Consider the following 20,859-nt stretch of genomic DNA (forward strand, 5'->3'; position numbering starts at 1 on the left):
ATGCTCGCCCTGTGGATACCCGTCACCATTGCCGCCGCCTTCCTGCAGAACCTCCGCTCCGCGCTGCAGAAGGCGATCAAGGGCAGGCTGTCCACGGCGGGTGCCGCCTATTCGCGCTTCATCTACGCCCTGCCCCTGGCGCTCCTTTATGTATGGGGCCTGCATGACATCGGCGGTTTCGACCTGCCGCAGCCGAACGGGCTGTTCCTGCTCTATTGCGCGCTGGGCGGGCTGGCGCAGATCCTGTTCACGGTGACGCTGCTCTGGATGTTCTCCTTCCGCAGCTTTGCCGTCGGCACGACCTTCTCGAAGCTGGAGGTGGTGCTGATCGCCATTCTTGGCGCGATCCTGCTGGGGGACACGGTGGGGCCGCTGGCAGCCGTCGCGATCGGCGTCGGCGCGGCAGGCACGGTGCTGCTGTCGCTGACCGAGACCCGGCTGACTCTCGGTGGTCTCTGGCGCGGCATGGGGGAGAAGGCAACGCTGATCGGGCTGTTGAGCGCCATGCTGCTGGGCGCGTCCGTCGTCTTCTATCGCGGTGCCGCCCTGGCGCTGGACGGGCCGGAGTTCATCATGGCCGCCGCCTATGCCCTGGCCATCTCGCTGGCGATGCAGACGGTGATGATGGGCGCATGGTTCCTGGTCTTCGACCGTCCCGAACTGGGCCGGGTGCTGAAGGAATGGCGGCGCGCGGCCCCCGTCGGGCTGGTCGGCATGGCCTGTTCGGTCTGCTGGTTCACCGCCTTCACCCTGCAGAACGCCGCCTATGTGCGCGCGCTGGGCCAGGTGGAACTGGTCTTCACCTTCATCGCCGGGGCGTTCTGGTTCCGCGAGAAGGTGCAGAAGATCGAGGTCGCGGGCATCCTGCTCATCGTCTGCGCAATCCTGCTGATCCTGCTGGCAGAGAGCTGAGAGGTTTGGATGGAACAGGCAGCAAGAGACACCCCCTCATCCCGTGACAAGCTGCCTGCCGCCGCGTTATGTAGTCACCGCCATTCAACGATCCCGGAGCAAGGGTCATGATCCCGAACCAGTTCCCCAGCCTGAACTTCCACCTCGGCGAGACGGCGGACATGATCCGCGACACGGTTTCCGGCTTTTCCGCCGACCGGATCGCGCCGCGCGCCGCCGACATCGACCGTGACAACGAATTCCCCCGCGACCTCTGGCCGGAGATGGGCGAGCTTGGCCTGCTGGGCATGACGGTGGAGGAGGAATACGGCGGCAGTGGTCTGGGATACCTGGAACATGTGATCGCCATGGAGGAGATCAGTCGCGCCTCCGGCTCGGTCGGCCTGTCCTATGGCGCGCATTCCAATCTCTGCGTCAACCAGATCCGCCTGAACGGCACGGAGGCCCAGCGGCAGAAGTACCTGCCCAAGCTGGTCTCCGGCGAGCATCTGGGCGCGCTTGCCATGTCGGAGCCCGGTGCGGGATCGGATGTGGTCAGCCTGAAGCTCAGGGCGGAGAAGAAGGGCGACCGTTACGTCCTGAACGGCAACAAGTTCTGGATCACCAACGGCCCGACCGCCGACACGCTGGTGGTCTACGGCAAGACCGATCCGGATGCCGGTCCGCGCGGCATCACCGCCTTCATCATCGAGAAGGGGATGAAGGGATTCTCCACGGCGCAGAAGCTCGACAAGCTGGGCATGCGCGGTTCCGACACCGGGGAGCTGGTGTTCGAGGACTGCGAGGTGCCGGAGGAGAATATCCTCGGCGGGCTGGGTCAGGGCGCACGGGTGCTGATGTCCGGTCTGGACTATGAACGCGCCGTGCTGGCGGGCGGACCGCTGGGCATCATGCAGGCCTGCATGGATGTGGTGATGCCCTATGTGCACGACCGCAAGCAGTTCGGCACCCCCATCGGCGAGTTCCAGCTGATGCAGGGCAAGATCGCCGACATGTACACCACCATGAACGCCTGCCGCGCCTACGTCTATTCGGTGGCCGGGGCCTGCGACCGGGGGGAGGTCACGCGCTATGACGCCGCCGGCTGCATTCTCTACGCGGCGGAGAAGGCGACCTGGATGGCGCTGGAGGCGATCCAGGCGCTGGGTGGCAATGGCTACATCAACGAATATCCCACCGGGCGCTTCCTGCGCGACGCCAAGCTCTACGAGATCGGTGCCGGGACCTCGGAAATCCGGCGGATGCTGATTGGCCGCGAACTGTTCCAGAAGAGCGCCTGAGCCATGCGGATCGCGGTGATGGGGGCCGGTGCGCTGGGCTGCTACTACGGTGCCCGGCTGCAGCGCATGGGTGCCGATGTGACCTATATCGCGCGGGAGCGCACGGTCGGTGCGCTGCAACAGAACGGCCTGACCGTGGACATGATGGAGGAGACGCTGCATCTGCCCGATGTCAGCGCCACCACGGATCCGTCAGCGGTCGGTCCGGTGGATGTCATCATCTTCGCCACCAAGCTCTACGACGTCGACGACGCGGCCCGGGCCATGGCCCCGCTGATCGGGCCGGAAACACATGTGCTGTCGCTGCAGAACGGGGTCTATACGGAGGAACTGCTGGCCGAACTCTACGGCGCGGACCACGTCTGGGGCGCGCAGTCGCTGCTGCCGGCGCAGGTCGTGGCACCGGGCCATGTCCGCCAGATCGCCAGCATCGACCGGCTGGAGTTCGGGCGGCTGGACAATGTGCAGGATGCCGCCATCACCGGCTTCCGCGACCGGCTGGAAGAGGCGGGAGTCTGGGCGCTGCTGGCCGAGAACACGCTGGAGTGCCTGTGGCGCAAGTTCGTCATGGTCGGGTCCTACGCCGCCGTCAGCACCCTGGTGCGCGCCCGTCTGGGCAAGGTCAGGTCCTGCCCGGAAAGCTGGCAGCTCTATCGCGAACTGATGCAGGAAGCCTTCGCCGTCGGCCAGGCCAAGGGCGCCGGCATGTCGGAGGGGCTGGTGGACCAGCACTGGGCCGACGGCCTGAAACGCGACCCGGAGGTGGAGACCTCCATGCAGTTCGACCGCGAACGCGGCGCGCGCCTGGAACTCGACTGGTTCTCCGGCTACATCGTCCGCGAGGGCGAGCGGCTGGGCATCCCGACCCCCTGCCATCGCGTCGCCTGGATGGCCCTGAAACCCTGGGCCGAGGGTAGCTGAGGCCCGGCTATCTCAGCCGAACTTCGCGAGGAACTGCACGATCTTGCGAGTCCGGGCCGTGAACAGTTTCGGGGTGAAATACTGTCCGGCGGCCCGCTTGGAGACCTCACCCAGCGTCGGATAGGGCAGGATGGTGCCCGCGATGTCACCGATCTTCAGCCCCTTCGACACGGCGAGCGCCCAGAGACCGATCAGTTCGCCGGCATGGGCACCAACGATCCCGGCGCCGAGAATCCGGCCCTTCCTCGTCGTGATCACCTTGACGAAGCCTGATCCCTGCCGCTCGGCGGAGGCACGGTCGTTCTCCGCGAAGGGCCAGCGCAGGATATTGATCTCCCCGTTCGCCTCCCGCGCCTGATCCTCCTGCGCGCCGACCCAGGCCAGTTCGGGATCGGTATAGGTGACCCAGGGCACCGCATCCGTCTTCGCCTTCGCGGGCAGGCGGAACAGAATGTTGCGAATGACGATTCCGGCGTGATATCCCGCGACATGGGTGAACTGCAGCCCGCCCGCCACATCGCCGATGGCATAGACCCGGCGGTTGGTGCTGCGCAGCCGGGCATCGACCTGAATGCCCTTGCCCGAATGTTCGATCCCGGCCGCGTCCAGGTTCAGACGCTCCACATTCGCCTTCCGGCCCGCCGCGACCAGCAGATGACTGCCCGCGATCCTCTCGCCCCCCTCCAGCACGATGACGGGGCCAGGCTCCACGGCCTCGATCTTCACGCCTTCGCGAATGTCGACGCCATCGTCGCGAATGCGGCGCAGCGCGATGGCCGTCAGCTCCGGGTCATCCTTGCCGAAGGCGCGAAAGGCCTCCAGCACCGTGACCCGCGACCCGAGCCTGCGGTGCGCCTGCGCCATTTCCAGCCCGATGGGGCCACCGCCGATGATCAGCAGGTGCTCCGGCTGCTCCCGGTTGTCGAAGATGGTCTCATTGGTCAGATAGTGAACCGCATCCAGCCCCGGGATCGGCGGTGCGACGGCGGAGGAGCCGGTGGCGATCACGAAGCGGCGGGCGCGGATGCGCTGCCCCCCGGCCTCCACCGTGCGCTCGTCGATGAACCGGGCCCAGTCGCGGATGACGGTGACACCCAGCCCCTCGAACCGTTCCTGGCTGTCCACCGGCGCAATCCCGTCGATGACATGGCGCACGTGATCCGCGACCGCCGGGAAGTCTACTTTCGGCGCGGTGGCCGTGATGCCGAACGGTGCGGCCTGTGTCCAGGCGTGCGCGTGATGGCTGGCGGCCAGCAGCGCCTTGGACGGCACACAGCCATAGTTCAGGCAGTCGCCACCCATCTTCCCGCCCTCGATCAGGACGGTCGGTGCCCCCATCTGGGAGGCACCGGCGGCAACGCTCAGACCGCCCGAGCCGCCGCCGATGACACAGATGTCGGTTTCCAGAATGTCGGACATGGTGCGATGGTTCCTGTTCGTGGCCGGGGGGATGGCTGTCCGCTGGCCGTTCCCCCCCTCTCCCGCCGGATTGCCCATTCGGAAGGATTCCATGGGCGAAGGGGACGGGGAGAGGGATGGAACGGTCAACGATCAGCATCAAACCTAGGATGCCTGTGGCCGAATTGCAGCCCCGGCGCGGTTGACTTGACCGTGAGGCCCACATATACACCCCTTCTCTTGCCCCCGGCACGTGTCCGGGTCCCCATTCTGTTCGTACAGGAGAGCCTGTCGTGAAGCGTACATTCCAGCCGAGCAATCTCGTGCGCGCCCGCCGTCATGGCTTCCGCGCCCGCAAGGCCACCGTGGCCGGTCAGACCATTCTGCGCCGCCGTCGTTCCAAGGGCCGGAAGAAGCTGTCGGCCTGAGGCACGGCCACGTGGAAGTCGGTCGTTTGAAACGGCGGGCCGACTTCCTCAGGCTCGCACGCAAGGGGCGCCGCACCGCCGCCAAGGGTCTGGTGCTGCAGGCTGCCCCCATTCCGGTGGGTCCGGAGAGCACCGATGAGACGGGCAACGCCATGGCGATCCGTATCGGTTTCACAGCATCCAAGAAGGTTGGCAACGCGGTCCGGCGCAACCGGGCCAAGCGTCGTCTGCGCGCGCTTGCGACCGATCAGCTTGTCCGCCAGGCACAGCCCGGCAATGACTATGTGCTGATCGCCCGCGCGGCGACGGTGGAACGAGACTTCGCCGATCTGACCGACGATCTGCTGCACTCCCTAAAACGCCTGAAACTGCTGCGGGAGGGCACGGCATGATGCTGCGCCGGATCGCGACAGTTCCCATCCGCTTCTACCAGTACGTCATCTCGCCCTGGCTGGGACCCAACTGCCGGTTTCAGCCCACCTGCTCCGCCTATGCCATCGAGGCGCTGGAGCGTCACGGCGTCCTGCGCGGCAGCTGGCTGGCGCTCCGGCGGCTGTCACGTTGTCACCCCCTTGGCGGTCATGGCTATGATCCTGTGCCGGAAACGCGTAAAAGCGCGGCAACCACGGCACCTTCCAGCCATCTTTCCCGCCGCTCCTGATCCCTGAAGTCGAGGCCCCCGCATGTCCGAACAGCGCAATCTGATCCTGGCCATCGTGCTGTCAGTCGTGATCCTGCTGGGATTCCAGACCCTGTTCCCGGGTGATCCGCCCCCGCCGCCGCCCATCGAGTCGCCTGCGGTCGGCACGCCCGGCAGCACCGGCGCGGCCAGCACGGTACCCGGGGTGTCCGCACCCGGCGCCAGCCTGCCTGGCACGGTGCCGACGGCAGGCGTGAACCGCGAGACCGCGATCGGGGCGGAGCAGCGTATCCGCATCAACACGCCGCGCCTGCACGGCTCGATCCGCCTGCGCGGCGGCTGGATCGACGATCTGACCCTGCCGGACTACCGCCAGACCACCGATCCGACATCGCCGGAAATCGAGCTGCTGAACCCGCGCGACGCGGCCGATCCCTACTTCGTCGATTTCGGCTGGCTGAACGCCCTGGGCAGTTCCGCGGCCATGCCCACGTCGGAGACGCCGTGGGTGGCGGACGGGGACACCCTCGCCCCCGGACAGCCCGTCACGCTGACCTGGGACAATGGCCAGGGCCTGACCTTCGTCCGTCGTTTCGAGATCGACCCGAACTACATGTTCACGGTGCAGCAGACGGTACGCAACAATTCCGGCCAGCCGGTCACGATGCATTCCTATGGCCGCATCAGCCGCCATGGCACGCCGGAGACCAGCGGTTTCTACATCCTGCACGAGGGCATGCTGGGCGGCCTGCAGGACAAGGTGATGGAGGTCGACTACGACACCATCGCCGAAGACGGTGACATCAAGGAGCAGACCAAGGAAGGCTGGATCGGGTTCACCGACAAGTACTGGATGACGATGCTGATCCCCGACCGGGGAACCGCCTTCGAAGGGGCCTTCCGCCATACCTACGTGGGCGGCATCGACAAGTACCAGACCGACTTCCTGGCCGATCCGATCACGGTGGCTTCGGGCAGCGAGGTCACGCTGACCAACCGCCTGTTTGCCGGCGCCAAGGAAGTGGACCTGATCAACGGCTATGCCGAGACACTGAAGATTCCGCTGTTCGAGAATGCCATCGACTGGGGCTGGTTCCCGTTCCTGACCAAGCCGCTGTTCATCGCCATCGACTTCTTCAACAGCCTGCTGGGCAATCTGGGTCTGGCGATCATCGCCACCACGATCATCATCAAGACCCTGTTCCTGCCGCTGGCCTACAAGTCCTACGTCTCCATGAACGCCATGAAGGAACTGCAGCCGGAAATGGTGAAGATCCGCGAACGCTATGGCGAGGACCGCCAGCGGATGCAGCAGGAGATGATGGGGCTCTACAAGAAGAACAAGGTGAATCCGGTTTCGGGCTGCGTGCCGATCCTGTTGCAGATCCCCGTGTTCTTCGCGCTCTACAAGGTGCTGTTCGTGACCATCGAGATGCGTCATGCGCCCTTCTATGGCTGGATCCAGGATCTCTCCGCACCTGATCCCACCAATATCTTCGAACTGTTTGGTCTGATCCCCTGGGATACCCCGGACCTGCTGCATCTCGGTATCTGGCCGATCCTGATGGGTGGCTCCATGTTCCTGCTGCAGAAGATGAACCCGACACCGCCGGACCCGATGCAGGCCCGGATCATGATGATGCTGCCGCTGGTGTTCACCTTCTTCCTGGCGCGTTTCCCGGCGGGTCTGGTGATCTACTGGACCGCCAACAACCTGCTCTCGATCCTGCAGCAGTATGTGATCAAGCGGCGGATGGCGAACCGGAAGAACCAGCCGGCCAAGAGCACCTGACGCCCGGAAGGGACTCGCGGCATGATGGATCCGGAGCCGGATATCGAGGCGGGGCGCAAGCTCTTCGCGGGCGATTGCACCTTCCTGAAGGGCGTGGTCGCGCTGGAGCACCTGCCTCCGCCCGACATGCCGGAAGTGGCCTTCATCGGACGCTCCAACGTCGGCAAGTCCAGCCTGGTGAATGCGCTGACCGGACGGAAGGCGCTGGCGCGCACGTCGAACACGCCGGGCCGGACACAGGAACTGAACTTCTTCGATCTGGGTGGACGGCTGATGCTTGTCGACCTGCCCGGCTATGGCTTCGCCAAGGCGCCGAAACCGGCGGTCGAGGCCTGGACCCGGCTGATCCGGCGCTACCTTCAGGGCCGTCCGAACCTGACGCGGGTCAACCTGCTGATCGACTCCCGCCACGGCATCAAGCCGCCGGACGAGGATTTCATGAGCATGCTGGACAAGTCGGCGGTGGTGTTTCAGGTCATCCTGACCAAGGCCGACAAGCTGAAGACCACCCAGCAGGAACGGGTCTTCGAGGCAACGCGGAAGGGCCTGGAGAAGCACGTGGCCGCCTATCCGAAACAGTTCCTGACCAGCGCCGAGAAGGGCACCGGCATCGCCGAGCTGCGCGCCGAGCTTGAACGTCTGGCGACGCAACAGTCCGCCGGGCTATAACAGGGATCGATTCGAGGCGATTGGGAGGAAGTTCGTGGACGACGAACTGATGAAGAAGGCCGCGACGCTGCAGGAAGCCCTGCCGTATCTGAAACGCTTCGCCGGCGAGGTCTTTGTCGTCAAGTATGGCGGCCATGCCATGGGCGACGAAGCGCTTTCCAAGGCATTCGCCCGCAACATCGTGCTGCTGAAGCAGGTCGGCATCCATCCAGTCATCGTTCACGGCGGCGGCCCGCAGATCGGGGCCATGCTTGACCGGCTGAAGATCCAGAGTGAGTTCGTCGACGGCCTGCGGGTCACCGACCGCGCCACTGTCGATATCGTCGAGATGGTGCTCTCCGGCTCCATCAACAAGCAGATCGTCACCGCCATCCAGCAGGAAGGCGGCATGGCCATCGGCCTGTCGGGCAAGGACGGTGGTCTGATTCAGGCACGCAAGCTGAACCGGTCACGCCGCGATCCCGATTCCAACATCGAACGGATCCTCGACCTGGGTTTCGTGGGAGAGCCGCGCACCATCAACCCCGACATCTTCAACGCCATCGATCTGGACTCGGTGATCCCCGTGATCGCGCCGATCGGTGTCGGCAAGAAAGGCGAAACCTTCAACATCAATGCCGACTCGGCAGCAGGCGCCATCGCCTCCGCCCTTTCGGCCGCGAAGCTGATCATGCTGACGGATGTGGCCGGGGTGCTGGACAGGGACAAGAAGCTGGTGCAGGTGCTGACCCCGCGCGATGTGCTGGTGCTGCGCGGTCAGGGCGTCATTACGGGTGGCATGATCCCGAAGATCGAGACCTGCCTGGACGCCATCCGCAATGGCGTCGGATCAGCAACCATTCTGGATGGCCGCATCCCCAACGTGGTGTTGCTGGAAACCTTCACCGAGCATGGCGTCGGCACAATGATCCGCCGCGACGAGGCCGCGGAAGACGAGGACTAGACCGCAGGGCCTGCTGGCGGACGTCAACCCGGCACGCTGGGCACCCGGGTCGAGCCCGGGTACGGCGTCCGTGGGGTGGTGGCGCAGGTTTGCAATGCTTCCCCCCAGCCGCTCGCGGACCTGATCCGCGAGCCCGGTCTCCGGCCTGCATGCCGAAGACCGGGTCGTGTGGTCAGGCAAAGGCGTAGGTGCCGCCCTTTTCCAGCGCGGTCTGCCAGGCCGGACGCTTGTGCAGGCTGGCGATCCAGCGGTCGACATTGGGGAACGTGCCGCGCTTGCCGAAGGGGCCGAGGATCTCGCCGACGAAACTGAGGTTGATGTCCGCACCGGTCAGGCTGTCGCCGACCAGGAACTCGCGCCCCTCGAGGTGGCGATTGATATAGCCGACATGATTGGCGATCTCGCTCTCGATGCGCGGATGCAGCGGTGCGCCCGCCTCTCCGAGCCGACCGACGTACATGAACAGCATCAGCGGCAGCATGGCCGAGCCTTCCGCGTACTGCAGCCACTGCACATAGGTGTCGTAGTCGGCGGTCGACGGATCGGGTTGCAGCCTGCCGCCGCCATGGCGACGGATCACATAGTCGATGATCGCGCCGGATTCGATGATGGTCTGGTCACCATCGGTGAGCACCGGCGACTTGCCCAGCGGATGCACTGCGATCAGTTCCGGCGGGGCGAGGTTGGTTTCGGCGTTGCGCTGATACTTCTTCAGTTCGTAGTCGAGGCCCAGTTCCTCCATCAGCCACAGAATGCGCTGGGAACGGGAATTGTTCAGGTGATGCACGGTCAGCATAGGGGTGTCCTTGTTCCTGTCTTTCGGGGCACGGTAGTTCAGCAGGGTGGCAATGTCTGCAATACCTCGCCCACCAGGTACAACGATCCCGTGATCAGCACCTGGCGGCGCGGATCGCTCTGTTCCAGCGCCTGCTGCCAGTCCGGCGCGTGCCTTCCCGACAGACCGAGATCACGCGCGATCGCTGCAATCTTTTCGGGGGCGGTTGGCGTGCCGACGGCATATACGGGCTGGTGCTGGATCGGGACACCGATGACTGTGGGATCGAGGTGCGCGAAGGCACTGAGGAACGGGGCCACGGGTCGGTTGTCCAGGATGCCGACGATCAGGGTAAGCGGCTGTGAGGGCATGGCGGCCAGCGCCGCCGCAGCCGCCTCGGCCGCGTGAACATTGTGTCCCCCATCCACCCAGATCCGGCGGGACGCGTCGGGATGCCGGACCTGATGGAAACGCGCAGACAGCCGGACGTCGGCAATTGCCGCCACGGTCTCGCTGTCCGGCGCCCTGACGGCAGGCGCCCGCCTGGCCAGCACCTCCATCACCGCGACCGCCTGGGCCGCATTCTGCCACTGGTGCTGTCCGGTCAGTCCCGGACGTGGCAGGACCAGGTCCGACTCACCTGCGTAGGCACCGCTCTCCCCATCGATGGACCAGTCCCGGCCCGCCAGATGCAGGGGACAGCCGAGCGCCCTTGTGGCCGCATGGGCGACCGCGATGGCATCAACGTCCTGCGGGTTGGCAACCACAGGCACACCGGCCCGGAAGATACCCGCCTTCTCCCGCGCGATACTGGTCGTGTCGGGGCCGAGAAACGCCTGATGATCCAGGGCAACCGGGGTCATGACGCTGACGCAGACATCCGGCACGGTATTGGTGCAGTCCAGCCGCCCCCCCATGCCACATTCCAGCAGCAGCACGTCAGCCGGGGACTCCGCAAAGCAGAGGAAGGCCGCTGCGGTCATGGCCTCGAAGACGGGGAGCGGGGCGCCGTCATTCACGTCGGCGACCCGTGTCAGCGCCTGCGCATAGACCGCATCGGCAATCTCGCCGTCAGGCAGCAGCACCTGCTCCGTGGGGCGGGACAGATAGGGCGAGATATAGCGCTGAACCCGCAAGCCCTGCCGCGACAGCATGGCGTTCAGGCAGGCAACGACCGAACCCTTGCCGTTGGTGCCGGTGATATGGACAACAGGCGGCAAGCGCCGGTGCGGTGCGCCCAGCCGTTCCAGAAGTGTCGGCAGACGCTCCAGATCGAGTTCCATCCGACGCGCGCCCAGGCGGGTGATCCGGTCCAGTGCGGCGTCGGTCAGGGGCGTTCTCACGATGACTTCTCAGGTACCTCCCCGGCGTCATCTTCCGCGCTGTCCGGCTCCGTGTTCATCAGTTCGGAGTCAGCATCAGGCTCGGGAATCACCACAGGCTCCGGCGGCGGCAGGGACGCAGGTGGCGCCACCACCGGTTCCCGCATCAGCGAAAGGATGCGACCCAGCGTGTCCGCCAGTTCATGGCGATGCACCACCATGTCCACCATGCCGTGCTCCAGCAGATACTCCGCCCGCTGAAACCCGTCCGGCAACTGCTCCCGAATCGTCTGTTCGATCACCCGTGGCCCGGCGAACCCGATAAGCGCGCCCGGTTCGGCAATCGCCACGTCCCCGATCATCGCGAAGGACGCGGTCGTGCCCCCCGTGGTCGGATCCGTCAGCACGCTGATGTAGGGCAGGCCCTTTTCCTTCAGCCGCTGGATCGCGACCGTGGTGCGGGGCATCTGCATCAGGGACAATATCCCCTCCTGCATCCGCATGCCGCCCGATGCCGCACAGACGATCAGGGCCGCATCTTCCTGCACGGCCCGTTCCGCCGCCGCGACAATCGCCTCCCCTTCGCCCGGGGAAACGGAGCCGCCCATGAAGAAGAAGTTCTGCGCCGCAACCACGACCGACTGGCCACCGATGCGGCCCAGACCGGCCTCCACCGCGAAGTCGGCTTCCGCCGCGCTGCGGGCATCCTTGATCTGGTCCGGATAGCGCCGGGAATCCTTGAACTTCAGCGGATCCATCGGCGGTTGCGGCGTCTTCAGCCGCTCGAACACGCCATCATCGAACAGAAGCTCCAGCCGCTGGGACGCGGTGAGACGCATGTGGTGGTCGCAGTGCGGGCAGACCCTGAAGCTCTGCTCAAGGTCACGATGGAACACCATCTGCCCGCAGGCGCGGCATTTCTCCCAGAGATTGTCCGGGCCATCCTTGCGGCGGCCCAGACCAATCTTGGGCAGGACACGGTTGGTCAGCCAACTCATGCGGCAACGCCCTCCCGATAGGGACCATTGTTGCTCAAGGGGATACCTCCGTTAGATCCATGTCCAGGACAGACACCCGTCAGGCAGAACGTACACCATCGGCAAGGGCTGTCACCAGTTCCACCACATTGGCCACCGCCGCATCGCGGTCATCACCGGCCTTGCCCACCTGATCAACGATGGCCGTACCAACCACTGCAGCGTCCGCGACCCGGGCCACCGCCGCCGCCTGCTCCGGCGTCTTGATGCCGAAACCGACTGCGACCGGCAGATCGGTATGGCGCTTCAGCCGTTCCACCGCTGCGGCGACTGCAACCGTATCCATATGGCCCGCGCCGGTGATCCCGGCAACGGAGACATAATAGACAAAGCCGGATGTGTTCTGCAGCACGGTCGGCAGCCGCTTGTCATCCGTCGTGGGTGTTGCCAGCCGGATCAGCGAGATGTCCTGCGCCGCCGCGGCAGACAGCAGTTCGGCATCCTCCTCCGGCGGCAGATCGACGATGATCAGGCCATCCACCCCGGCGGCGGCGGCATCCACCGCGAAGGCGGCGATGCCATGGTTCAGCACCGGGTTGAAATAGCCCATCAGCACGATCGGCGTGTCCTGATCGGCCTTGCGGAACCGGGTCACCAGTTCCAGCGTCCGCTTCAGGGTCTGGCCATTGCCCAGTGCCCGCAGACCCGCGACCTGGATCGCGGGACCATCCGCCATCGGGTCGGTGAAGGGCATGCCGATCTCGATCACGTCGGCACCGGCACCCGGCAGGGCCTCGAGGATGCGCGCGGAGGTCTCGAAGTCAGGATCCCCACCCATGACGAAGGTGACAAGGCCGGACCGGCCCTGTTCCTTCAGCGCCGCGAAGCGCCGCGTGATACGCGCGCTCACAGCTTCACCCCCAGGGCGTCGGCAACGGTGAAGACGTCCTTGTCCCCGCGACCGCACATGTTCATCAGGATGATGTGATCCTTCGGCAGGGTCGGCGCGACACGGGCAACATGCGCCAGCGCATGTGCCGGTTCCAGCGCGGGGATGATCCCCTCCAGCCTGGAGCAGAGCTGAAACATCTCCAGCGCCTCCTGATCCGTGGCGGAGACATACTCGACCCGCCCGGCATCCTTCAGCCAGGCATGCTCCGGCCCGATGCCGGGATAGTCGAGCCCGGCGGAGATCGAATGCGCTTCCTCGATCTGCCCATCCTCGGTCTGCAGCAGATAGGTCTTGTTGCCATGCAGTACGCCGGGGCGCCCGCCCGTCAGGGAGGCGGCGTGCTTGTCCGTGTCGACACCATGGCCTGCGGCCTCGACACCGACGATCTGCACGTCCGGGTCGTCCAGGAACGGATGGAACAGGCCCATGGCGTTGGAGCCGCCGCCGATGCAGGCAACGATCTGGTCGGGCAGGCGCCCTTCCTTCTCCATCATCTGCTGCTTTGCCTCATTGCCGATGACCGACTGGAAGTCACGCACCATGGCCGGATAGGGGTGCGGTCCCGCCACCGTGCCGATGATGTAGAAGGTGTCGGAGACATTGGTCACCCAGTCCCGCAGCGCCTCGTTCATCGCGTCCTTCAGGGTGGAGGAACCGGAGGTGACGGGGACGACCTCCGCCCCCAGCAGCTTCATGCGGAACACGTTCGGCGACTGCCGCTCCACATCCACCGACCCCATGTAGACATGGCAGGGCAGGCCGAAGCGGGCGGCGACGGTCGCGGTTGCGACACCATGCTGGCCCGCGCCGGTCTCCGCGATGATGCGCGGCTTGCCCATCCGCCGGGCCAGCAGGATCTGGCCCATGCAGTTGTTGATCTTGTGCGCGCCGGTGTGGTTCAGCTCGTCCCGCTTGAAGTAGATCTTCGCGCCGCCGAAATGCTCGGTCAGCCGTTCAGCGTAGTACATCGGGCTGGGACGCCCGACGTAGTCACGCAGGTAGTAATCCAGTTCCTCCTGAAAGCTGGGGTCGGCCTTGGCCGCCTCATAGGCCTCGTCCAGTTCCAGGATCAGCGGCATCAGCGTTTCGGCGACATAGCGCCCGCCGTAGTCGCCGAAATGGCCGGTCCCGTCCGGGCCGTTGCGAAAGCTGTTGGGATTGTTGGTCACAGTCATGGAATTGCTTCTTTCTGAAACCCGGCAACCGCCGGGAGAAGGTCTGTCACACCGCGTGGACGGCCTGCAGGAAGGCCGTGATCCGCGCGGGGTCCTTGTGGCCGGGGGCGCGCTCGACACCGGATGAAACATCCACCCAGGGTGCGCCGCTGATGCGGATCGCCTCCGCCACGTTCGTCGCATCGAGCCCGCCGGAGAGCATCCATGGATGGCCCCAGTCGCGCCCCGCCAGCAGTCGCCAGTCGAACGTCATGCCATTGCCACCCGGCAGGGCATCTTTCGCATCGTCCGGCGCCTTGGCGTCGAACAGCAGCCATGACGCGGCGCTGTCGTAATCCCCGACAGCGCCGAAATCCTCCGCATGGCGAATCTTGAAGGCCTTCATGGCCGGCAGGCCGGTGCGGCGGCCGATCTCCGCCACCCGCTCCGGCGTTTCCGATCCGTGCAACTGCACCAGATCCAGCGGCACCCGGGCCAGCACGGCGTCCAGCAGGGCGTCATCGGGATCGACGAACAGCCCGACCTTCTGAACCCTGTCCGCAACCGAACCAACTTCCGCCAGCAGGGCGGCAGCCTGTTCCGGGCTGACCGCACGGGGTGACGGGGCATAGAAGACCAGGCCGATGGCATCCGCACCGCCGGCAAGCGCTGCCCTCAGCGACACGGCATCGTTCAGGCCACAGATCTTTGCGCGTACAGCCATCAGCCGATCTCTTCCAGAATGGCCATCGCGGCGGCAGCCGGATCATCGGCGCCGGTGATCGGGCGACCGATCACCATGCGGCTGGCCCCGGCCCGCATCGCCTCCGCCGGGGTCATCACACGCTTCTGATCGCCCAGCGCGGCACCGGCAGGTCGGATCCCCGGCGTCACCAGCAAGGGCTCCCCCCCCAGCGCGGCACGCAGCGGCGCGATCTCCTTCGGGCTGCAGACCAGTCCGTCCGCGCCATTGGCAATGGCCAGCCTGCCCAGCCGCACCACCTGTTCCTCCGCGCCACCGGTCACGCCCGTGTCGGCCAGATCGCTGTCGCTCATGCTGGTCAGTACCGTGACGGCCAGCAGTTTCGGGCGGGCCGCACCAAAGCCTTCCGCTGCCTCTCGCGCCGCAGCGACCATCGCCGCACCGCCGGAGGCGTGCAGGGTCAGGAAGGCGGGCGCCAGGCTGCGCGCCAGCGAGGTCACGGCACCGGCCACCGTATTGGGAATGTCATGCAGCTTCAGATCGATGAACAGGGGCAGACGTTCCCGGATCGCTTCAGGCAGCACGTCATGGACCCCCTGGGGGCCGTTCGCCATGAAGAACTGCTTGCCCAGCTTGATACCGCCCACTGCCCCGGCGAGCGTCAGGGCGAGGTCGCGCGCCGCCGCCACATCGTCGGTGTCGATCGCCACGAAGATCGGGTTGCTGGAGACTGGATCAGACATGGGGGCGTTATAGTCATCCTGAACGCCCGACAAAACAAAACTGTGCCGAGACGGAGAGATTTTCGCTTTTGGGCCCCAGGTGCGCGCGCCAGATAGGAAGCAGCAACGAAACCAGCGGAGGACATCATGGCCACGGCAACAGCATACGCACCACGCCCGACAGAGACGGAACAAGTGACACCGGTTCCGGCAGTGCGCGCGGACATCATCTATACGGTGACCGACGGACAGCGCCACAAGGCCTTCATCCCGCCGCAGGGCACGAATGCCGAGACCCGGCGCACCCACCCGGACCGGCCCGTGACCGTCAGCATCAGGGACGGACGACCGGAGGCCGAGCACTTCCACCTCGACCGCGCCGGCTTCGCGTTTCGCGCCGTGCCCGCGACCGACATCGACTTCCATGATCCGGTCCAGGTGGAACGCGACTACTACCCGCAGCTCGAGGCATTGCTGAAGGCGGAGACCGGTGCCAGCCGGGTCCGGATCTTCGACCATACCGTGCGCGTCACGGGCGGTGGCACGGACCAGACGAATCCGACCCGCCTGCCGGTGCATCGTGCCCACGTGGACTACACGGAGAAGTCCGGACCGACGCGGGTACGCGACCTGATGGGCGACGAGGCAGAAGGCCTGCTGTCGCGGCGTGTGGCGGAGATCAACGTCTGGCGGTCGATCACCGGCCCGGTGCTGGCCTCCCCCCTCGCCGTGGCCGAAGCCGACAGCCTGCGGCCCGAGCACCTGATCGCCACCGACCTGGTGTTCGAGGACCGGGTCGGCGAGATCTACGAGTTCGCCCATGATCCGGCCCACCGCTGGGTCTACTTCCCGGAGATGTCACGGGACGAGGTGCTGTTGCTGAAGAGCTATGATTCCGCCACGGACGGACGCGCACGCTTCACCCCGCATACCGCCTTCGCGCACCCGGACACGCCTGCCGACGCGCCGGCACGGCAGAGCATCGAGGTGCGGGCATTCGTGTTCTTCGACTGATGCAGGAAATTGACAGCAGGGTGCCGGGGCAGGCCCGGCACCGCTGGCGCAGGGTCAACGGTATCCCTGGCACCGGGTGGACGCGTTCAGACCACGTCCCCGGTCAGGTCGGTCGGAAACAGGGTGCTCCGAAATTCAGCGGTCGGTACGCGGAATCCCGATCGCGGCACGGGCTTCGGTGAGCAGCTTGCGCTCCCGCCCCGTGTCGATGGAGATGTGGGCGGTCATGCCGGCACGCAGCGGCGGGCGGTCCTGGTTCGGCAGCAAGCGCAGGCGCACCGGCACCCGCTGGACGACCTTGACCCAGTTACCCGTCGCATTCTGGGGCGGCAGGATGGAGAATTCGGCACCGGTTGCCGGGGCAATGCCCTGCACGGTCGCCTTCCAGGTCACGCCGGGATAGGCATCGACCTCGATCTCCGCCTTCAGCCCTTCATGCACATGGGTGAGCTGGGTTTCCTTCAGATTGGCCTCGACCCAGGTCTCCCGGTCGTCGACCAGGGCGAAGATCGGCTCGCCCTTCTCGACAAACTCGCCCGGCTCCAGATGGATCGCGGTCACGATCCCGTTCGCGGGCGCGATGATGCGGGTATAGTCGAGCCAGAGCAGCGCCTGATCACGTGCGGCAGCAGCGGCCAGATAGAGCGGGTGCTTCTCCACGGGGCGGTTGATGTCGCCGCCAATGGAGATCAGTGCTTCCTTCACCCGTTCCTGCTGCGTCGCGACCCGGCGCTTGGCGGCGGAAAGGTCAGCGGCGGCTTCCTCATACTGCGCCGAGGCGGCAATGCCGCGCTTCGACAGGCTGCGGTAGCGTTCGGTCTGGCTTTCCAGATGGCTGATCCGGGCGCGGGTCTCTTCCAGTTCCGCCAGCGAGGCACGGTAGTCGGACTTCAGACCGGCCACCTGACTGCGGGCACGGGCCAGATCGGCCTCCGTCTCCGCCAGCCTGATCTCGTGCGCGCGGCTGTCGAGTTCGACGAGCACGTCACCGGCACGGACGCGCTGGTTCTCGACCACATGGACCGCGGAAACCCGGCCATCCAGATCGCTTGAGACGGCGAACTTGGCGGATTTGACGTAGGCATTCTCCGTGGTGATGTAGCGCCCGCCCAGTGCGTAGCCGAAGCCCACACCGGCAATGACCAGCACCGGAATGACGAAAAGCAGCACGAAACGGCGCATCAACCGCTTTCGCGGGCGCGCCGGCTGGGACACTGCCAGACCGCCGTCAGCACTGGCGGCGCCAACTTCCTGACCCTGTGCGTCGGCGGTGGAGAGTTCCTTGCGTGTGTCGGACAAAACAAACCTCACAACATTTAAGGAGTCGTATCCTAACTTGTCGGCAGACTACCCACCAGTATCGTTCCTGCATGGCTCCTCTTCGCCAGTGCATGAGCCAATACTCAACATACCGCCCGAAACGCGCTGTTCTGACCCACCGGGTCAGGCGTCTGGCGTGCCCCCCGCTGCGGCGTCGATCTCTGCAGCACCGGCACGAATGCGGGGTATGAGTTCACGACCGTAGGCCGTCACGTCGCCCAGCGGATCGAACCCGCGCAGCAGGAAACCGCCGATCCCCAGCCTGTAGTATTCCAGCATCGCATCCGCGACCTGTTCCGCCGTGCCGACCAGGCAGGTGGTATTGCCCTGTGCGCCATAGGCCTTTGCCAGCGCCGTCCAGAGTCGCGTGTCATGCACATCGCCGCGCGCGGCCGCCTCCAGGATGCGACGGCCCGACTCATCAGACGCGGCACGGCCTGCGTGCCTGCCCAGCTCCGCATTCACCTGGGCCAGGATCTCATCCGCCTTCTGCCAGGCTTCCGCTTCGGTCTCCCCCAGTATCGGGCGGATGGACATGTTGAACTGGGGGGTGCGCCCGAAGACGGCTGCCCGCTTTCGGAAGTCCGCAATGCGTTCTGCCGTCTCCGCCAGCGGCTCGCCGAAGATGGCGAAGACGTCGCAATGTTCCGCCCCCATCGCCAGCGCGCCCTCCGACGATCCGCCGAAGAACAGCGGCGGATAGGGCTGCTGCAACGGCTGGACGTCGCTCCGCACGCCCTCGAACGCGTAGAACTCGCCCTTGTGGTCGAACGGGCCGGGCTCGGTCCAGACTCGCCGCATGACCGAGAGGTACTCCGCGGCGCGGCGATAGCGGATGTCCTTCGGCTGAAAGTCGCCGTCCATGCGCTGCTCGGCATCACTGACGCCGGCAATGATGTGCACGGCGATCTGGCCCTGATGCAGATTGTCGAAGGTGGCGATCTTGCGCGCCGCCAGCGTCGGCTGGATGAAGCCGGGCCGGTGCGCGATCAGATAGCCCAGCCGTTCGGTGTGTGCCGCCGCGAAGGACGCGACCTGGAACCCTTCGGCAGACTGGGAGGTATAGCCCACCAGCACCAGGTCATAGCCCGCCGCCTCATGGGCCTGGGCGAAGGTCTTGAGGAACGCCGGCGAAATGCCGCCGGTGATGATGTGCACCGTCGCCTCCGTGGCCTGTGGTGCCACGCCGATCATGCCGACAATTCGTACCGGAATGGCTCGATCCTCCCCTTCCGGAGCAACCGTTAAGGCCTGGTCCGGGATTTCCCCAGGTGCATTCGCGGGAACGACAATGCGGCCAGTCATGCCGAAGGGCAAGCCGGTGCGGCACAGGGCAGACGCTCCGCCGGGTGCAGTTTTTTCTGTCTTCGGGATCAAACTGACGCTAAAGAAAATGGCATGAGCACGTTCATGGAACAGCGACGACGCGGCGGCTGACGTATCGGGTGGGCACCTGATGCGTGGTTCAGCAGCTTGCCCGCCTTATTGCAGCCACCAGATCGAAGTCGCCTCATAATGTTCCGGATTTCCCACATGGACGCAGAAAGTGCGTCCCGGTTTCCCGCCATCCTCGACATCTGTTTCGGTCCCGACCGGACGACCAAGATCGCCTATCGGTTTCGCGATGGCGTGCCCCCTTGCGACCGTTTCGGCCTGGCAGCCTACGCGGACGAGGGCATGATCGGCGGCATCCAGTACTGGCCCTGCCGGGTGGAGGGTGTCACCGCACGTCTGCTCGGTCCCGTTGCCGTGCTGCCGGCGTGGCGGGGACGGGGCGCGGCGCGGGCACTGGTCAGCCAGAGCATGGAGCTTGTGGCAGAGGCCGGTATCGACCTGGTGGTGCTGGTGGGAGACGCCGCGCTGTACCGGCAGTACGGATTCTATCCGGCTTCCGCCCAGAGCCTGTTCATCGCGGACGAGAACCCGGAGCGGGTACAGATCCGCCCCCTCACCCCCGCCGGTGCCGCAGCCTCCGGTGAAGTCTGCACGGCAGGCAAGGTGCTCGCCTGACCTCAGTCGTTGCCTGACCTCAGTCGCTGCCTGACGTGACCGGTTCTGCCGCAACAGGGGCGACACCCAGTTCATCCAGCCGCTCCCGAAAGCTCAGCAGGTCCTGCCAGGCCTGGCGTTTCAGTTGCGGCTGGCGCAGCAGATAGGCCGGATGGAACATGGGCAGCGCGGGGATCGGGCCGGTCGCCGCCGGATAGTCCCGCCAGCGTCCCCTCTCCCGCGTGATGCGGGCGTCGAAGTCGAACAGGGCGCTGAGGGCGGAGCCCCCGACCATCAGCAGGGCCTTCGGCGCCACCAGTTCGATGTGGCGCACCAGGAACGGCAGCATCGCGGTTACTTCCGCAGGGGTCGGCTTGCGGTTGCCGGGCGGACGCCAGAGCACTGTGTTGGTGATGTAGACCGATTGCCGGTCCAGGCCGATGGCCCCAAGCATCCGGTCCAGCAGCTTCCCCGATTCCCCGACGAAGGGGCGGCCCAACCGGTCCTCGTCACGGCCCGGTGCCTCACCGATCAGCATGATGTCAGCCTCGGGATTGCCGTCCGCGAAGACAAGCTGCGTTGCCGTTTCGCGGATCGCCAGCCCCTGGAACCCCTCCAGCGCGGCGCGCAGGGCATCCAGGTCGGCGCACTGGGCCGCCAGTTGCTGCGCGGTGATCGCGGCCTGACGTTCCGATATCACCTCCGGCGATTCCGGGCGGGCGGCAACCGGTCGGGACTGCGGCAGCGGCTCACGGGCAGCGGGGGCCGCTGCGGTCGTGCGCGCGCGCTCCGGTTCAGCAGGCGCGGCAACAGGCGCGGGTGGCGGTTTCAGCCGATCCGTCGGCTCGGCCCCGATCACGACGTCCAGCCCGGCGTCCACCAGAAAGGCGAGCGCCGCCAGATCGGCGTGGAACTGACTTGTGGTATCGGTCATTCATTGAATATACC

The 20,859-nt window shown here is 65.9% G+C and carries 22 protein-coding genes; 11 read left to right on the forward strand and 11 right to left on the reverse strand.

Annotated features, from left to right (window positions below; translation table 11 throughout):
* The 3 genes from QGV55_RS14700 to QGV55_RS14710 all read left to right on the forward strand — a co-directional run bounded on the left by QGV55_RS14700 (nt 1) and on the right by QGV55_RS14710 (nt 3,113).
* Entirely contained in the window at nt 1-912 is a 912-nt protein-coding gene (locus QGV55_RS14700) for a DMT family transporter (RefSeq protein ID WP_281016031.1), read from the forward strand.
* A gap of 107 nt (nt 913-1,019) precedes the next feature.
* The gene (locus tag QGV55_RS14705; protein ID WP_281016030.1) at nt 1,020-2,192 is read left to right on the forward strand and encodes an isovaleryl-CoA dehydrogenase; all 1,173 of its coding nucleotides are present in this window, start codon (nt 1,020-1,022) and stop codon (nt 2,190-2,192) included.
* Between the two features lie 3 nt (nt 2,193-2,195).
* Entirely contained in the window at nt 2,196-3,113 is a 918-nt protein-coding gene (locus tag QGV55_RS14710) for a 2-dehydropantoate 2-reductase (protein WP_281016029.1), read from the forward strand.
* 12 nt (nt 3,114-3,125) lie between these two features.
* Here the strand turns inward: QGV55_RS14710 and QGV55_RS14715 are convergent, their stop codons facing one another.
* Nucleotides 3,126-4,532, reverse strand: coding sequence for an FAD-dependent oxidoreductase (locus tag QGV55_RS14715; RefSeq protein WP_281016028.1), 1,407 nt, complete (start codon nt 4,530-4,532; stop codon nt 3,126-3,128).
* Nucleotides 4,533-4,804: 272 nt separating this feature from the next.
* Between QGV55_RS14715 and rpmH the strand changes: the two genes are divergently transcribed.
* Genes rpmH through argB form a run of 6 tightly spaced genes read left to right on the forward strand, consistent with a single transcriptional unit; the run spans nt 4,805 to nt 8,983 of the window.
* Nucleotides 4,805-4,939: a 50S ribosomal protein L34 gene (gene rpmH / locus QGV55_RS14720; RefSeq protein ID WP_281016027.1), complete on the forward strand. Its 135-nt coding sequence runs from the start codon at nt 4,805-4,807 to the stop codon at nt 4,937-4,939.
* Nucleotides 4,940-4,965: 26 nt separating this feature from the next.
* On the forward strand, nt 4,966-5,331 hold the full coding sequence (gene rnpA / locus QGV55_RS14725; RefSeq protein ID WP_281016026.1) for a ribonuclease P protein component: 366 nt from the start codon (nt 4,966-4,968) through the stop codon (nt 5,329-5,331).
* Entirely contained in the window at nt 5,331-5,600 is a 270-nt protein-coding gene (gene yidD, locus QGV55_RS14730) for a membrane protein insertion efficiency factor YidD (protein ID WP_281019861.1), read from the forward strand. The genes rnpA and yidD overlap by 1 nt, the downstream gene beginning before the upstream one ends.
* 22 nt (nt 5,601-5,622) lie before the next feature.
* Nucleotides 5,623-7,371 carry a membrane protein insertase YidC gene (gene yidC / locus QGV55_RS14735; protein WP_281016025.1) on the forward strand — a complete coding sequence of 583 codons (1,749 nt, stop codon included), beginning with the start codon at nt 5,623-5,625 and terminating at the stop codon, nt 7,369-7,371.
* A 21-nt stretch (nt 7,372-7,392) separates the two neighbouring features.
* Complete coding sequence (gene yihA / locus QGV55_RS14740) at nt 7,393-8,040, forward strand: ribosome biogenesis GTP-binding protein YihA/YsxC (RefSeq protein ID WP_281016024.1); 648 nt, start codon at nt 7,393-7,395, stop codon at nt 8,038-8,040.
* A 49-nt stretch (nt 8,041-8,089) separates the two neighbouring features.
* Complete coding sequence (gene argB / locus QGV55_RS14745; RefSeq protein WP_348637689.1) at nt 8,090-8,983, forward strand: acetylglutamate kinase; 894 nt, start codon at nt 8,090-8,092, stop codon at nt 8,981-8,983.
* A gap of 172 nt (nt 8,984-9,155) precedes the next feature.
* Here the strand turns inward: argB and QGV55_RS14750 are convergent, their stop codons facing one another.
* From QGV55_RS14750 to pyrF, 7 genes are all read right to left on the reverse strand, one after another.
* Nucleotides 9,156-9,779, reverse strand: coding sequence for a glutathione S-transferase (locus QGV55_RS14750; RefSeq protein ID WP_281016022.1), 624 nt, complete (start codon nt 9,777-9,779; stop codon nt 9,156-9,158).
* A 38-nt stretch (nt 9,780-9,817) separates the two neighbouring features.
* Nucleotides 9,818-11,101: a hypothetical protein gene (locus QGV55_RS14755; RefSeq protein WP_281016021.1), complete on the reverse strand. Its 1,284-nt coding sequence runs from the start codon at nt 11,099-11,101 to the stop codon at nt 9,818-9,820.
* On the reverse strand, nt 11,098-12,078 hold the full coding sequence (gene accD, locus QGV55_RS14760; RefSeq protein WP_281016020.1) for an acetyl-CoA carboxylase, carboxyltransferase subunit beta: 981 nt from the start codon (nt 12,076-12,078) through the stop codon (nt 11,098-11,100). The genes QGV55_RS14755 and accD overlap by 4 nt, the downstream gene beginning before the upstream one ends.
* A gap of 79 nt (nt 12,079-12,157) precedes the next feature.
* Complete coding sequence (trpA, locus tag QGV55_RS14765) at nt 12,158-12,967, reverse strand: tryptophan synthase subunit alpha (protein ID WP_281016019.1); 810 nt, start codon at nt 12,965-12,967, stop codon at nt 12,158-12,160.
* A complete protein-coding gene (gene trpB, locus QGV55_RS14770) occupies nt 12,964-14,184 on the reverse strand; it encodes a tryptophan synthase subunit beta (RefSeq protein ID WP_281016018.1) in 1,221 nt (406 codons plus the stop codon). Before trpB ends, trpA begins: the two co-directional genes overlap by 4 nt.
* A 46-nt stretch (nt 14,185-14,230) precedes the next feature.
* Entirely contained in the window at nt 14,231-14,887 is a 657-nt protein-coding gene (locus QGV55_RS14775; protein WP_281016017.1) for a phosphoribosylanthranilate isomerase, read from the reverse strand.
* Nucleotides 14,887-15,609 (reverse strand): orotidine-5'-phosphate decarboxylase, encoded by a 723-nt coding sequence (gene pyrF, locus QGV55_RS14780; protein WP_281016016.1) that lies wholly within the window; start codon nt 15,607-15,609, stop codon nt 14,887-14,889. Before pyrF ends, QGV55_RS14775 begins: the two co-directional genes overlap by 1 nt.
* Before the next feature lie 126 nt (nt 15,610-15,735).
* Between pyrF and QGV55_RS14785 the strand changes: the two genes are divergently transcribed.
* Nucleotides 15,736-16,602 carry a CmcJ/NvfI family oxidoreductase gene (locus QGV55_RS14785; protein ID WP_281016015.1) on the forward strand — a complete coding sequence of 289 codons (867 nt, stop codon included), beginning with the start codon at nt 15,736-15,738 and terminating at the stop codon, nt 16,600-16,602.
* Between the two features lie 135 nt (nt 16,603-16,737).
* On the opposite strand, the gene QGV55_RS14790 is transcribed toward QGV55_RS14785, so the two are convergent.
* Complete coding sequence (locus QGV55_RS14790) at nt 16,738-17,901, reverse strand: HlyD family secretion protein (RefSeq protein ID WP_281016014.1); 1,164 nt, start codon at nt 17,899-17,901, stop codon at nt 16,738-16,740.
* Nucleotides 17,902-18,045: 144 nt separating this feature from the next.
* Nucleotides 18,046-19,227 carry an LLM class flavin-dependent oxidoreductase gene (locus QGV55_RS14795; protein ID WP_281016013.1) on the reverse strand — a complete coding sequence of 394 codons (1,182 nt, stop codon included), beginning with the start codon at nt 19,225-19,227 and terminating at the stop codon, nt 18,046-18,048.
* A 228-nt stretch (nt 19,228-19,455) separates the two neighbouring features.
* Between QGV55_RS14795 and QGV55_RS14800 the strand changes: the two genes are divergently transcribed.
* Nucleotides 19,456-19,932 (forward strand): N-acetyltransferase, encoded by a 477-nt coding sequence (locus QGV55_RS14800; protein WP_281016012.1) that lies wholly within the window; start codon nt 19,456-19,458, stop codon nt 19,930-19,932.
* A 19-nt stretch (nt 19,933-19,951) separates the two neighbouring features.
* Here the strand turns inward: QGV55_RS14800 and QGV55_RS14805 are convergent, their stop codons facing one another.
* On the reverse strand, nt 19,952-20,845 hold the full coding sequence (locus tag QGV55_RS14805) for a uracil-DNA glycosylase (RefSeq protein ID WP_281016011.1): 894 nt from the start codon (nt 20,843-20,845) through the stop codon (nt 19,952-19,954).
* Nucleotides 20,846-20,859: the final 14 nt, after the last annotated feature.

The organism is Minwuia sp. IMCC3009, from assembly GCF_029909415.1.
GTDB lineage: Bacteria > Pseudomonadota > Alphaproteobacteria > Minwuiales > Minwuiaceae > Minwuia.

Coding starts and splice junctions, on each gene's coding strand:
- QGV55_RS14700 (WP_281016031.1), top strand. CDS start 1: ATGCTCGCCCTGTGGATACCCGTCACCATTGCCGCCGCCTTCCTGCAG.
- QGV55_RS14705 (WP_281016030.1), top strand. CDS start 1,020: ATGATCCCGAACCAGTTCCCCAGCCTGAACTTCCACCTCGGCGAGACG.
- QGV55_RS14710 (WP_281016029.1), top strand. CDS start 2,196: ATGCGGATCGCGGTGATGGGGGCCGGTGCGCTGGGCTGCTACTACGGT.
- QGV55_RS14715 (WP_281016028.1), bottom strand. CDS start 4,532: ATGTCCGACATTCTGGAAACCGACATCTGTGTCATCGGCGGCGGCTCG.
- yidD (WP_281019861.1), top strand. CDS start 5,331: ATGCTGCGCCGGATCGCGACAGTTCCCATCCGCTTCTACCAGTACGTC.
- yidC (WP_281016025.1), top strand. CDS start 5,623: ATGTCCGAACAGCGCAATCTGATCCTGGCCATCGTGCTGTCAGTCGTG.
- yihA (WP_281016024.1), top strand. CDS start 7,393: ATGATGGATCCGGAGCCGGATATCGAGGCGGGGCGCAAGCTCTTCGCG.
- argB (WP_348637689.1), top strand. CDS start 8,090: ATGAAGAAGGCCGCGACGCTGCAGGAAGCCCTGCCGTATCTGAAACGC.
- QGV55_RS14750 (WP_281016022.1), bottom strand. CDS start 9,779: ATGCTGACCGTGCATCACCTGAACAATTCCCGTTCCCAGCGCATTCTG.
- accD (WP_281016020.1), bottom strand. CDS start 12,078: ATGAGTTGGCTGACCAACCGTGTCCTGCCCAAGATTGGTCTGGGCCGC.
- trpB (WP_281016018.1), bottom strand. CDS start 14,184: ATGACTGTGACCAACAATCCCAACAGCTTTCGCAACGGCCCGGACGGG.
- QGV55_RS14775 (WP_281016017.1), bottom strand. CDS start 14,887: ATGGCTGTACGCGCAAAGATCTGTGGCCTGAACGATGCCGTGTCGCTG.
- pyrF (WP_281016016.1), bottom strand. CDS start 15,609: ATGTCTGATCCAGTCTCCAGCAACCCGATCTTCGTGGCGATCGACACC.
- QGV55_RS14785 (WP_281016015.1), top strand. CDS start 15,736: ATGGCCACGGCAACAGCATACGCACCACGCCCGACAGAGACGGAACAA.
- QGV55_RS14795 (WP_281016013.1), bottom strand. CDS start 19,227: ATGACTGGCCGCATTGTCGTTCCCGCGAATGCACCTGGGGAAATCCCG.
- QGV55_RS14800 (WP_281016012.1), top strand. CDS start 19,456: ATGGACGCAGAAAGTGCGTCCCGGTTTCCCGCCATCCTCGACATCTGT.
- QGV55_RS14805 (WP_281016011.1), bottom strand. CDS start 20,845: ATGACCGATACCACAAGTCAGTTCCACGCCGATCTGGCGGCGCTCGCC.